We start from the raw sequence: 13,275 nt of genomic DNA on the forward strand, positions 1-13,275 counted from the left end.
TGTATGGAACTTTACCTTGATACCGCCAACGTCGCGGAAGTCGAACGTCTGGCACGCATCTTCCCAATCGCGGGTGTCACCACCAACCCAAGCATTGTGGCAGCAAACAAAGAATCCATCTGGGATGTGCTGCCGCGCCTGCAAAACGCCATTGGCGAAGAGGGCATTCTGTTTGCCCAAACCATGAGCCGCAACGCACAAGGCATGGTGGAGGAAGCCAAACGTCTGAGCAACGCGGTCCCCGGTCTGGTGGTAAAAATCCCGGTGACATCCGAAGGTCTGGCCGCGATCAAGATGCTGAAAAAAGAGGGTATCACCACGCTGGGAACCGCCGTGTACAGTGCCTCTCAGGGGCTGCTGGCAGCGCTGGCGGGGGCGAAATATATCGCACCTTACGTTAACCGTATTGACGCGCAGGGCGGCGACGGAATTCGCACGGTACAAGAACTGCAAACGTTACTGGAACTGCATGCGCCCAACAGCATGGTACTGGCAGCCAGCTTTAAAACCCCTCGTCAGGCGCTGGATTGCTTACTGGCAGGATGCGAAGCAATCACCCTGCCATTAGACGTAGCGCAACAAATGCTCAATACCCCTGCGGTAGAGTCAGCAATAGAGAAGTTTGAACATGACTGGAACAATACATTTGGTCACATCAACCTGTGAGGGAAATAAAGTATGGATCGCATTATTCAATCACCTGGTAAGTACATCCAGGGTGCCGATGTTATTACCCGTCTTGGCAACTACCTCAAACCACTGGCAGAGCGCTGGCTGGTCGTTGGGGACAAGTTTGTCTTAGGCTTTGCCCAGGGCGCACTGGAAAAAAGCTTCCAGGATGCCGGACTGGCGCTCGAGATTGCACCGTTTGGCGGCGAGTGTTCACAAAACGAAATCGACCGTCTGCGCGGCGTGGCAGAAAAAGCGCAATGTGGCGCAGTACTTGGTATTGGCGGCGGTAAAACGCTGGATACTGCCAAAGCGCTGGCGCACTTTATGGGCGTGCCTGTCGCCATTGCGCCAACCATCGCCTCTACCGATGCACCGTGCAGCGCGCTGTCCGTTATTTACACCGATGCCGGTGAATTCGATCGCTATTTGCTGCTGCCCAATAACCCGGACAGGGTCATTGTTGATACCAAAATTGTCGCGGGCGCACCGGCGCGTCTGTTAGCCGCGGGCATCGGCGATGCGTTGGCGACCTGGTTCGAAGCGCGCGCCTGTTCACGCAGCGGCGCAACCACCATGGCGGGCGGTCAGTGCACTCAGGCGGCGCTGGCGCTGGCTGAGCTGTGCTTTAATACGCTGATAGAAGAAGGCGAAAAAGCGATGCTGGCTGCCGAGCAGCACGTGGTAACGCCTGCGCTGGAGCGCGTTATTGAAGCCAACACCTATCTGAGCGGCGTCGGTTTTGAAAGCGGCGGTCTGGCGGCGGCGCACGCCATCCATAACGGTCTGACGGCAATCCCGGATGCGCATCACTATTACCACGGCGAGAAAGTGGCTTTCGGCACGCTGACACAACTGGTCCTGGAAAACGCGCCGGTCGATGAAATTGAAACTGTTGCCGCGCTGTGTCATTCCGTTGGCCTGCCGATTACCCTGGCGCAACTGGACATCAAACAGGATATTCCGGCGAAAATGCGCATTGTGGCTGAAGCTGCCTGTGCCGAAGGCGAAACCATCCACAACATGCCTGGCGGCGCAACGCCGGACCAAGTGTATGCCGCCCTGCTGGTGGCTGACCAGTACGGTCAACGTTACCTGCAAGAGTGGGAATAACCGACCAATAAAAATCCCCGCAATTGCGGGGATTTTTTTGTTCATACTATGCCGGACCCGCACAAGCGATATCCGGCATGGTCTGTTACAGCAGATCGAAACGATCCAGGTTCATCACTTTCACCCATGCGGCAACGAAATCTCTCACGAACTTCTCGTGAGCATCGCTGCAGGCATAAACTTCAGCCACTGCGCGCAGTACAGAGTTAGAACCAAACACCAGATCGGCGCGTGTTGCGGTGTATTTTACTTCGCCGCTCGAACGGTCACGACCTTCAAACAGCTCTTGTGACTCATCAACCGCCTTCCACTCATGACGCATATCCAGCAGATTGACGAAGAAGTCAGTGCTGAGTACGCCAGGGCGATCGGTAAAGACGCCGTGCTGGCTACCATCAAAGTTGGTGCCCAGTACGCGCATACCGCCCACCAGCACGGTCATTTCCGGTGCGGTTAGCGTCAACTGCTGCGCTTTGTCGATCAGCAGCGACTCGGTGGTCGACACGTCAGGACGAGCGCGGTAGTTACGGAAACCATCGGCAATCGGCTCAAGCAGTTCAAACATCTCAATATCCGTTTGATCCTGACGCGCATCCACACGACCCGGCGCAAAAGGTACCTTGATGCTGACACCCGCAGCGCTAGCCGCCTGCTCGATACCGACAACACCGGCCAGCACGATAATATCGGCCAACGAGGCAGTATGAGCAGACTTATAAATACCTTCCAGCACAGGCAGAACGCGTGCCGCAGTGGCATTCACATCCCAGCCGCGTTGTGGGTCCAGCGCCAGACGCGCACCGTTAGCGCCGCCACGTTTATCCCCGCCACGGAAAGTCGATGCCGAAGCCCACGCTACCGATACCAGTTCGCCCACGGACAGTCCGGAAGCAGCGATGGTGGCCTTCAGCTTCAGGATATCTTCTTCGCTTGGGTTGAAGAACGCATGCGGCAGCGGGTCTTGCCAAATCAGATCTTCTTTTGGCACTTCCGGTCCAATGTAACGCGATTTTGGCCCCATATCGCGGTGCGTCAGTTTAAACCACGCACGGGCAAACGCTTCGTTGAACGTTTGCGGATCGTTCAGGAAACGGCGAGAGATCTTCTCGAACTCAGGATCGAAACGCAGCGTCAGGTCGGTAACCAGCATCGTCGGCTTGCGTTTTTTCGACGGATCAAACGGATCGGGAATAATTTCTGGCGCGTCAACCGCTTCAAACTGAATCGCGCCTGCCGGACTGCGAGTCTGCACCCACTCATATTTGAACAGGTTCTCGAAGAAATAATTGCTCCATTGGGTAGGCGTCTGCGTCCACACCACTTCCAGACCAGAAGTAATTGCATCCGCGCCCGCGCCACTACCGTAGCTGCTGGCCCAACCCAGGCCCTGCGCTTCAATCGGTGCGGATTCTGGATCGGCGCCAACGTGCGATGCCGCTGCTGCGCCGTGGGTTTTGCCCAACGTATGACCGCCGCCAATCAGCGCCACGGTTTCTTCGTCGTTCATCCCCATGTTACCGAAGGTCGCGCGAATAGCCGCTGCCGCAGAAAGCGGTTCGCCGCTATGGTCCGGCCCTTCCGGGTTGACATAAATAAGGCCCATTTCGGTGGCGCCCAGCGGCGCTTTTGCCAGCTCTTCCGGGTGACGGTGAGTCAGCCAGGCTTTTTCATCACCCCAGTTTACGTCGAGATCCGGTTCCCAGACATCTTCACGACCGGCACCAAAGCCAAAGGTACGGAAACCTGAGTTTTCCAGCGCCACGTTACCCGCGAGGATAAACAGGTCGGCCCAGGAAATTTTCTGACCATATTTCTGCTTGATTGGCCACAGCAGACGACGTGCTTTATCAAGGCTGACGTTGTCCGGCCAGGAGTTCAGTGGTGCAAAACGCTGCTGTCCGCGACCCGCTCCACCGCGTCCATCGATAGAGCGATAGGTTCCCGCGCCGTGCCATGCCATGCGGATAAACAATCCGGCATAGGTTCCCCAGTCAGCGGGCCACCACGGTTGAGATTCGGACAGAAGGGCTCTGAGATCCCCTTTCAGGGCAGAATAGTCGAGTTTACTAAACTCTTTGCGGTAGTCGAAGTCCTCACCCAGCGGGTTCGAACGGTTGGAATGTTGGTTTAAAAGATCAACGCGGAGTTGATTTGGCCACCAGTCGCGGTTATTCGTTCCTGCTCCCGCGCTCTGATCGTGACCGCCTTGATGAAAAGGACACTTACCGGCAGTTGATGCGTTTTGGCTATCGTCGGACATGCTCATCTATATGCTCCCTTTACAGTGTTCTGACTACGATATACACCACCAGAGATAAGATATAGTCGAAATAACCCACAGATTCGATAGCTAATTCCTTTTATATTTTAAGTTACAGAGATGTAGATCAAAATGATCAACAAAAAGCCCTCCGTAGAGGGCTGGGGCATCTGTTTAGTTAGGTCTTACACCCAGTGTGTGACAAATAGCGTAGCTCATCTCTGCACGATTGAGGGTATAGAAGTGAAAATCCTTCACCCCTTCGCGACTGAGAATTTTCACCATATCCATGGCGATATTCGCGCCTACCAACTTGCGGGTTTCCGCGTCATCATCAAGACCATCAAACATGGTCGACATCCACGCAGGAATGCGGACGTTGGTCATGTCAGCAAATTTTTTCGCCTGCTTAAAGTTAGATACCGGCAGGATGCCCGGAATAATTTCCACATCGATTCCCGCAGACACGCAGCGATCGCGAAAGCGCAGATAGCTTTCTACATCGAAGAAAAACTGGGTGATCGCGCGGTTTGCACCGGCATCAACCTTACGCTTCAGGTTCAGCAAATCGGCCTGAGCGCTTTTCGCTTCCGGGTGCACTTCCGGGTAAGCCGCAACGGAGATATCGAAGTCTGCAACGTCTTTCAGCAGAGTCACCAGGTCGGAAGCATACATATCCGGTTTACCGCTTCCCGGCGGCAGGTCGCCGCGCAGGGCAACAATATGACGAATACCGTTATGCCAGTAGTCCTGAGCAATGGTACGCAGCTCATCACGGGTCGCATCAATGCATGTCAGGTGCGGGACCGCTTCAAGACCTGTGCGATCCTTAATGCCTTTAATAATGCTGTGCGTACGGTCACGCTCACCAGAGTTTGCACCGTAAGTAACTGAAACAAACTTCGGCTTCAGGCTGCTCAGGCGATCGATGGAGTTCCACAGGGTTTGCTCCATTTCACTGGTGCGCGGCGGGAAAAACTCAAACGAAACGTTAATCTGACCCTGCACTTCTGCCAGGCTCTGATTCAGGGCTTCCCGCTGGTTGGCGTGAAAAAAGCTCATACCTTACCTCATCAATCTTTTGTCGTTATATGTTGTGTTGTGAACTGCTATACGTTTAGACGTCTAGATGTAAAAATGACGGAAAAGCATGCTGGCGTCAACACAAAAATCATCGTTAAAGGTGAGGAATACTCAGCCAACGTGAAAAAAATTCACATCAGATTGAAATGGTGAGGGATTGCGTCACGACCGTCTGTAGCCACTCTACTTTTGTTACGTTCTCAGGCAGCGTCGCTAACCCCATGCTAAGCCGCAATTCTGTATCAGTAAGCGGAAGGAAGATCACGCCCTGACGCTGGATAGCGGAAAAGGAGGCCGGAACCAGGCTCAGACCGTCACCCTGCGCGATCCGTGCCAGCAGCACGTCATGTTCCATCGGCTCCTCAATAAGAGCAGGAGAGTAACCAGCACGACGAAAAATGTGTCGAGTGTAATCAAAAAAAGCAGGGTTACGTTCACGTTTGAACCAGAACAGCGGTCGGTGGTTCAGCGACGTTAACGAGAGCGAAGGCAGAGCCGCCTCGGGCCAGAGCGCGGGTAAGGCGGCAATCATCGATTCTTGCCAGCCGAGCGGCGTGACGCTAAGACCCGAATTCTCAAGCGGTAGCGCCACCAGCGCTGCATCCAGTTTTCCCCGACGCACCTGACGCGCCAGTTCAGGCGAACCATGACGGACAATATGTAGCTTCTGTACACACGTAGAAAGCTGCGACTCAAGCGCCGCAAAAACGCCCTGCTCAAACGCCGTACTTAGCCCTAAGCGCAGAGATTGCTCTCCCGTCTTCGCTATCTGACTCAACGCCGTCCAGGTTTTATCCTGTAACGCCAATAGCGGGCGCACGATTTCAAGGACGCGCTGGCCGTCCTCCGTCAGCGTAAGTCCACGGGTATGACGGACAAAAAGCGTCACCCCCAGGCGATCTTCAAGCTGGCGAATGTGGCGACTCAGCGGCGGCTGCGACATAAATAAACGCTGCGCCGCTCGACTCATGTTGTTCTCTTCCGCCACCACGGAAAAATAGCGTAGAAGGCGGATGTCCAGAGAGTGCAAAGGCGATGTTGTCATACCGAAAAGGTATCACGGAAACGGTATTACCCCAATCATTCCGCACGCTCTATCCTCATGCCGTACACGAACTCACGAGGTGATTATCATGGATTCAGAACGCTATTTAACCGGTCAGAGAATGCTGCAACAGGTTGATGGAAAAGGCGGAGATGCGGTAGTCGAAAGTCTGCAGGATATTGCGCCAGACTTCGCCCAATACCTGATTGAATTTCCTTTTGGCGACATCTATTCAAGGCCGGGGCTGGATTTACGCAGTAGAGAAATTGCCACCGTCGCCGCGCTCACCGCCATGGGTAACGCCGCACCGCAGCTTAAGGTACACATCGCCGCCGCGCTGCACGTTGGCTTAACGCAGGAAGAGATTATTGAAGTGATGATGCAGATGGCTGTTTATGCGGGATTCCCGGCAGCACTCAACGGCCTGTTCGCTGCAAAAGAGGTGTTTGCCTCCCACAGAGGTTAAAACAAAGGCCAGCGGAATATCTGCTGGCCTGACCTCACTACGGTTTCACATCTTCCACACGCATGCCTTTGAGTTGCTCATCCGTCAGCGTATTTCCCGCTTTGAAATAATCCACGACCGCATTAGAGACATAGTAACCGCCGGATGTGTTACGCGCTTTGCCTTCAGTAAATGTCGTGAAACCATCACCGCCGTCCGCCAGGAAGCTATTGGTGGCAATGTGATAAACCGTGGCATCCTCAATGGGTTTGCCGTTTAACGTCAATACGCTAACCCGCAGACCAACCGGTTTACTGCTGTCATATTTCATCTCCAGTCCTTTGGACACCTGCAATACACCGTTGCTTAAACCCGCGCCGTGCTCCATCAGGCTACGTAACTGCTTCCCGGTGAGATCCATGGTTGCCAGCTCATTCGGGAACGGGAAGGTGCTAATGACTGCGCCCATGGTGATGACTCCAGCAGGGATTTCATTCCGGATGCCGCCCGAGTTAGTGAGCGCTAACTGGGTATCTTTACCCGCCGCAACCAGCAACGCATCTGCCGCCAGATTTCCCAGCGAAGAAGATTCACCGTAAGCACGCGTCAGCTCAACCGGCGCGTTGGCAACCGTCTGCTGCACCACTTTATCGAGCTTTTTATTCCAGCCATCAATGACCTGTTTCGTCTGCGGGTCTGGCTGCCACTCATCAGCAAAAATGGTTTTCAGCTCGAAGTTCTTCACGGTAAATTGATGCGGTTTTTGCTGGTAATCCAGCACCAGTTTACCCACATCAATGCCGCCGCTGTCGGTAGACAGAATCAGGGTGTTACCTACTTTAATCGGCTCCGGCGTGCCCACATGCGCATGACCGGTGATCAGGATGTCCAACCCCTGCACCTGGCCTGCGGTCTGGATGTCTTTATCCAGCGCACGGCGTACATCGGTGCCCCCAGACTGGACTGACGCGCTGGCGTGCCTTCATGGATCAGCGCCACGGTGAGATCGACTTTGCCTTTCAGCTCATCGATATAGCGTTGCAACCACTTCACTTCATCCCGCGCCTCGATCCCGACACGTGTCGCAGCGGAAACCGTATCATCAAAAGCAAACACGCCGTGCAGGCCAATCACGCCTATCTTTACGCCATCTTTTTCAATAATGGTGTAAGGCTTATCCCAGAACATTTTGCTGCTGTTTTGGTAAAAGATGTTGCCCTGCACGATCGGAAACTTTGCCTGGCTCAGCTGCAGCAGCGTATTGTCCCAACCGTGATCGAATTCATGATTACCCATGGTGACAGCGTCAAAATTCATGGTGTTCATGATATCGATAATCGCCTTCCCCTTGGTCAGGCTGCTGATATATGGCCCGGTGAAATAGTCGCCAGCATCCAAAAACCAGGTGGCGCTATTTTTCGCTTTCTCCTGCTTCACCATCGCCGAGATATTGGCCCAACCGCCAATATCTCGTGTGCCATTGGCAATCCATGGCACTTTATAAGGTTCGACATGGGCATGGAGATCGTTGGTATAAATAATCGTGACATCTTTGGCACTCGCCCAGAGCGGTAAAGATACCAGAACACCGACAGCAAGCATTTTTAGCTTCATAACCAATCCCTTTCAGTCATATAAAGATTCGCTACGTTACGTTCTGAAAGGTTTTTTTATGTGAGAAAACTCACATCCATCGGTGATAGTTGCAGGCCAAAATCAACGACCATTAAAAATCGTTGGTAACAGGATGACGTCACTGTTCACTATCAATTGCTGCAAATCCTTTGGCTGCAAAAATCTGGGGCTGGCGAGTTCAGCTGATTACAGCTGGCCAGAATATCGGCTGGGTTATGCCGCACTGCATTGTCGGGCATGCGGCAGCCTTCCACCGCTGTTTGATGAGGAACAGTTCCGTTGCTGGTTGTCGGCATATTTAGCGGATTTTGCCGCTAATCGTGGTCAGTTTTGCCCATGTTGCTACCAACGAGAAATCATCCGCTATGGGCATAATCCCCAGGGCAGCCAGCGCGTCCAGTGCCGAAACTGCAAAAAAGTGTGGACACCAAAGCAGGCGCCTCCCACCGGCATCGTTTTACCAGAACAAATAGCGACGATTCCCTTGCTCGTCCCTTTTCAGGGCGTTAGTGCAGGCCAGCAACTCTATGTATTACTCTCTTTTGACGCTATTCGCGGCAATGTTCTGCATATTTCCAGCAACTTCACGCCGCACACTGCCGGCATATCATTGCTTTACCGCTGGCGTGGCAGTGCTGAGCCAACAGTCATTCACGACGATATCATTGAGCGAGTGAGTCAGCGGGAAACCCAGTTTTTACGCCGCAGCCAGTTTGATGAAATCCAGTACGGCAGCGCCATACTCAAACGGAACGCCAGCGGCGCGATTTTACGCCCGGTCATTACTGCCCATGGGCATTTCCGCCTGCTGAGCCATCTGTGGCCAGAGGTAAAAACCCATATTATTGCCCACGAATGCTTCCTGCGCGGCGCAGCGATAACCGCATGGGCGGAACAGTTTCGCCATCATCGCGCCTCGCTGTGGTTTATTGATGAAGAAATGAATAGCGATCAGCGCACGCTGCCCTGGCAATTGCTGGGTAAAACGTATCAGGGATGGTGGCGAAATCAGTGGCAAATCTGGCAACGAGGCGATATGCGTAAAATGGTGTGTTTGTTAACGCAGGGGCGGGTTGAAGAAAGCGCGTCAATAACCCTGGCGGCAAGCCATCGTTTTCTCGCCTGGTTGCGGCAACAGACAGAATTTCAGCAAAGTACCCGTTACTCTGCCCATTCGGTGTTTCAGGCGATAAGATCGCTGGCAGATAAATACAACGCCCTCATTGAGGGCGATGTTTACACATGTTATCCGGCAACAAAAACTACAGCAGTTGCGCCAAACGGTTGATGTCTGACTGAATCGCCCCGGCGGTCACATCGCGGCCCGCCCCCGGTCCGCGAATGACCAGCGGGTTATCACGATACCAACGGCTTTCAATGGCGAAGACGTTATCGCACGGCAGTAGTGCCGCCAGCGGGTGCTCAGGGCGTACCGCTTCAACGCCAACGCGTGCCTTACCGTTAGCGTCAAAACGCGCCACATAGCGTAGCACCAGTCCCATTTCACGTGCCGCTTCCAGGCGTTGCACCATCTGCTCGTTCAGCTCATCGCCATTTTCAAAGAAATGGTCAATAGAACCTGCTTCACAGTGCGCAGGCACCAGAGATTCTACGCGTACCTGGTCCGGTTCGATGTCGTAACCCGCTTCACGCGCCAGAATCACCAGCTTGCGCATCACATCTTTGCCGGAAAGATCCACGCGCGGATCAGGTTCAGTCAGACCCTGCTGCCACGCCTGATCCACCAGATCGGTGAACGGGACCGTGCCATCAAATTGCAGGAACAACCACGACAACGTGCCGGAGAAGATCCCACTGATAGACAGAATAGTATCTCCGCTATCAATCAGATCGCGCACGGTATGGTTGATCGGCAAGCCTGCGCCGACGGTGGCGTTATACAGCCAGTGGCGACCGGTTTTTTCAAAGGCGTCATGAATCTGGCGGTAATTATTACTGCTGCTCGCCCCCGCCAGCTTGTTGGCGCTGATAACGTGGAAGCCATGACTGGCGAAATCCAGATACTGCTCCGCCAACTGCTCGCTGGCAGTGACGTCCAGCACCACTAAATCATCATACGGGTGGGCACGCATCCACAGGAACAATGACTCTTCATCCTGTTCTACCGCCTCGTCATCGAAGAAGGCCAATGCGCGACTGGCATCCAGCCCTTCGTAATTCAGCAGGCTACGGCGACTATCAACCACTCCTGCCAGCACGAACTCTAATCCGGTACGCGCCGAGAGCGTGCTCTGCTCGCGGGCAAACAGCTCCAGCCAACGCGACCCAATGTTGCCTTTGCCGAACAGCACCAGACCAATGCGTTTTTCCGCGCGGAAGATTGACTGGTGCAGACCCTGAATCAGGCTCTCCGTTGGCCCGGTACGCAAGACGGCGACCAGACTAATGCCCTCTTCCGACTGCCAGGTGAATTCGACCGGCTGACCTTTCAGCTGTTGCCAAAAGCGATGGCAGTGCAGCGGGTTACGGGTGACGCCCGCCCCAACCATCGCCACCAGCGCCAGCCCCTGGCGCAGACGCAGCTCGCCCGGCAGGCCAGCTTCATCCAGAATTTTCAGTGCGCCATCAGCGACTTCGGAGGTATAGCAAAATTGCAGCAGTTGGCGGTCAGGATGCACACCCACTGCCAGCGGACGCACCTGGGTGCGTTTTAAAATCTGATCAATCTCTTTATAGGCCAGTTTAAAGTCCTGGCCAGTGGGAACCTGAAACTCAATCAGGCAAACGTCGTCATGGCTGGTCACAATACGTGCCCCGGTACCGGAAGCCAGCACGCGTTCAATACGCGTCGATCCCTGCTCCGGCGTATAGCTACAACGCAACTGGAGATCGATATCGCTGCCGGAAACTGGTTGGAGGGTGCGGGCATGGAGAACCGGAGCCGCCAGACGCGCCAGCTCGCTGGCTTCATCCAGACGCAGCAGCGGCAGCAGACAGGCATCTTTTACTTTACGCGGATCCGCGCTGTAAACCCCGGCGACATCGCTCCAGATGGTTACGCGGGAAACCCCCGCCAACGCGCCAACCTGCGTCGCCGAGTAGTCGGAGCCGTTACGCCCCAGCAGTACCGTCTCACCGGCGTTGCTGCGACTAATGAAACCGGTAACGACCAGGCGTTTGCCCGGATGCTGCGCCAGCAGTTGCTGCAGCAATGGGTAAGAAAGACCTTCATCCACCTGCGGCTGAGCGCCGCGCTCGGCACGTAAAAAATCGCGCGCATCCAGCCAGGCTGACTCCAGCCCCTGTTGGTTAAGGACGGCAGACATCAAACGCGCCGACCACACCTCGCCATGCCCGACGACTTCAGCATAGACGGCATCATTCACGCCGCTGTCGAGTAATCCGGCCAGGCGCTCCAGATCGTGAATAAACGCGCCGATCAGCCCATCCGCCACCTCAGGAGGTAACAAACCGCTGATAAGCTCACTCTGATAGCGACGTAACGCCTGTTGAACCTGATGCGCAGACAGACGATCGGTCTGGCTTAATTTTAGCCAGCTAATCAACTGGTTAGTGGTACTGCCTGCGGCTGAAACAACCATCATGTCATCAGGCTGCGAGTACTCCGCCATAATGCCTGCGACACGCAGATAACATTTCACATCAGCCAGACTACTACCACCAAATTTGTGCAGTTGACGACCCTTCGTCCCTGCCTGCGCAATCACACTCATGTTTACCCCTTGTTTGCAGCCCGGAAGCCATTTTCCAGGTCGGCAATTAAATCTTCGCCATCTTCAATACCGGTGGAGATACGCAACAGCGTTTCCGAAATTCCGGCAGCAGCACGCGCTTCTGGCGCCATTCCCGCGTGTGTCATGGTTGCGGCATGGGAGATCAGACTTTCAACGCCCCCTAACGATTCCGCCAGCGTAAACAATGACAACCCGCCGAGGAAGCGACGCAGCGTTTGCTCATCGCCATCCAGCTCAAAACTCAACATCGCGCCAAACCCTTTTTGCTGACGCGCGGCAATCTCATGGCCCTGATTATCCGGCAATGACGGGTGATACAATTTTTTCACCAGCGGCTGAGTTTGCAGATAATCCACAATCGCCTGAGCATTACGTTGCGCCACCTCCATACGAGGTGACAGAGTACGCAGGCCGCGCAACAGCAGATAACTATCAAACGCGCCGCCGGTCACACCAATATTATTCGCCCACCATGCCAGTTCAGTGACCATTTCCGGATCTTTTGCTATCACCACACCAGCCACTACGTCGGAGTGACCGTTTAAATATTTCGTGCATGAATGCAACACCAGATCGGCGCCTAATGCCAGTGGATTTTGCAGTGCCGGGCTTAAAAAAGTGTTGTCCACCACGCTGACCGCACCAGCCTCGCGCGCCAGCTGGCAGATTTTCGCGATATCCACCACGCGCAACAGCGGGTTGCTTGGGCTTTCTACCAGCACCAGCTTCGGTTTTTCCGCCAGTGCCGCCTGCAACGCCTGCTCATCTCCTTGATCGACAAACAGTACGCGATAACAGCCACGCTTTGCCAGGCTGTCAAACAGACGATAGCTTCCGCCGTAGCAGTCGTGCGGTGCGACCAGCAGATCGCCAGGCTTGAGGAATACCGTAGTCACCAGATGAATCGCCGACATGCCGGTATTGGTCAGTACTGCCCCCGCCCCACCTTCCAGTTCCGCCAGCGCACGCTGAACGACATCACGCGTTGGGTTACCGCGGCGCGAATAGTCATGGGCGCGAGGCTCATTAAAACCGGTAAAGTTATAGGTGCTGGAGAGGTGGATCGGCGGGACAACGCAACCGTACTGTTCGTCGTCATTTAACCCGCTACGCACTGCGATGGTGGCCTGTTTACGCGTCATATTGAGGAGATCCTGGCTGAGTCGGTGAAAAGTCAGACACCAGAGTAATCATAGTTACGATAGCCGTCAATACATCTGGACATCTAAACTTCTTTGCGTATAGATTGAGCAAACCGGAAATAGCCGTTAAAATTATATGCATTAGCGTACATCTGCGTCGGCTTACT

The 13,275-nt window shown here is 54.4% G+C and carries 9 protein-coding genes and 1 pseudogene; 4 read left to right on the forward strand and 6 right to left on the reverse strand.

Annotated elements, in window-relative coordinates:
- Positions 1-3 precede the first annotated feature (3 nt).
- Positions 4-666, forward strand: coding sequence for a fructose-6-phosphate aldolase (gene fsa / locus OGV38_RS23870; RefSeq protein WP_016157926.1), 663 nt, complete (start codon positions 4-6; stop codon positions 664-666).
- A 12-nt stretch (positions 667-678) separates the two neighbouring features.
- Positions 679-1,782: a bifunctional L-1,2-propanediol dehydrogenase/glycerol dehydrogenase gene (gldA, locus tag OGV38_RS23875; protein ID WP_016155275.1), complete on the forward strand. Its 1,104-nt coding sequence runs from the start codon at positions 679-681 to the stop codon at positions 1,780-1,782.
- Positions 1,783-1,867: 85 nt separating this feature from the next.
- Here gldA and katG read toward each other — a convergent pair whose 3' ends face one another.
- From katG to OGV38_RS23890, 3 genes are all read right to left on the reverse strand, one after another.
- Positions 1,868-4,048 (reverse strand): catalase/peroxidase HPI, encoded by a 2,181-nt coding sequence (gene katG / locus OGV38_RS23880; protein ID WP_286475259.1) that lies wholly within the window; start codon positions 4,046-4,048, stop codon positions 1,868-1,870.
- Positions 4,049-4,216: 168 nt separating this feature from the next.
- The gene (gene metF, locus OGV38_RS23885) at positions 4,217-5,104 is read right to left on the reverse strand and encodes a methylenetetrahydrofolate reductase (protein ID WP_016155273.1); all 888 of its coding nucleotides are present in this window, start codon (positions 5,102-5,104) and stop codon (positions 4,217-4,219) included.
- 157 nt (positions 5,105-5,261) lie between these two features.
- Positions 5,262-6,170: a LysR family transcriptional regulator gene (locus tag OGV38_RS23890; RefSeq protein ID WP_131380451.1), complete on the reverse strand. Its 909-nt coding sequence runs from the start codon at positions 6,168-6,170 to the stop codon at positions 5,262-5,264.
- Positions 6,171-6,258: 88 nt separating this feature from the next.
- Here OGV38_RS23890 and OGV38_RS23895 point away from each other — a divergent pair, with 88 nt between their 5' ends.
- On the forward strand, positions 6,259-6,636 hold the full coding sequence (locus OGV38_RS23895; protein WP_016157923.1) for a carboxymuconolactone decarboxylase family protein: 378 nt from the start codon (positions 6,259-6,261) through the stop codon (positions 6,634-6,636).
- A 37-nt stretch (positions 6,637-6,673) separates the two neighbouring features.
- Here the strand turns inward: OGV38_RS23895 and OGV38_RS23900 are convergent.
- Positions 6,674-8,229, reverse strand: a pseudogene (locus OGV38_RS23900) (bifunctional metallophosphatase/5'-nucleotidase).
- A 133-nt stretch (positions 8,230-8,362) separates the two neighbouring features.
- Here OGV38_RS23900 and OGV38_RS23905 point away from each other — a divergent pair.
- Positions 8,363-9,538 carry a cytoplasmic protein gene (locus tag OGV38_RS23905; protein ID WP_269519875.1) on the forward strand — a complete coding sequence of 392 codons (1,176 nt, stop codon included), beginning with the start codon at positions 8,363-8,365 and terminating at the stop codon, positions 9,536-9,538.
- Here the strand turns inward: OGV38_RS23905 and metL are convergent.
- Together metL and metB are read right to left on the reverse strand one after the other, a co-directional pair.
- Positions 9,513-11,945, reverse strand: coding sequence for a bifunctional aspartate kinase/homoserine dehydrogenase II (gene metL / locus OGV38_RS23910; protein WP_016155268.1), 2,433 nt, complete (start codon positions 11,943-11,945; stop codon positions 9,513-9,515). The genes OGV38_RS23905 and metL overlap by 26 nt on opposite strands.
- Positions 11,946-11,947: 2 nt before the next feature.
- Positions 11,948-13,108: a cystathionine gamma-synthase gene (gene metB / locus OGV38_RS23915; RefSeq protein ID WP_016155267.1), complete on the reverse strand. Its 1,161-nt coding sequence runs from the start codon at positions 13,106-13,108 to the stop codon at positions 11,948-11,950.
- Positions 13,109-13,275: the final 167 nt, after the last annotated feature.

The organism is Citrobacter sp. Cb080 (assembly GCF_030334745.1).
Classification (GTDB): Bacteria; Pseudomonadota; Gammaproteobacteria; order Enterobacterales; family Enterobacteriaceae; genus Citrobacter; species Citrobacter braakii.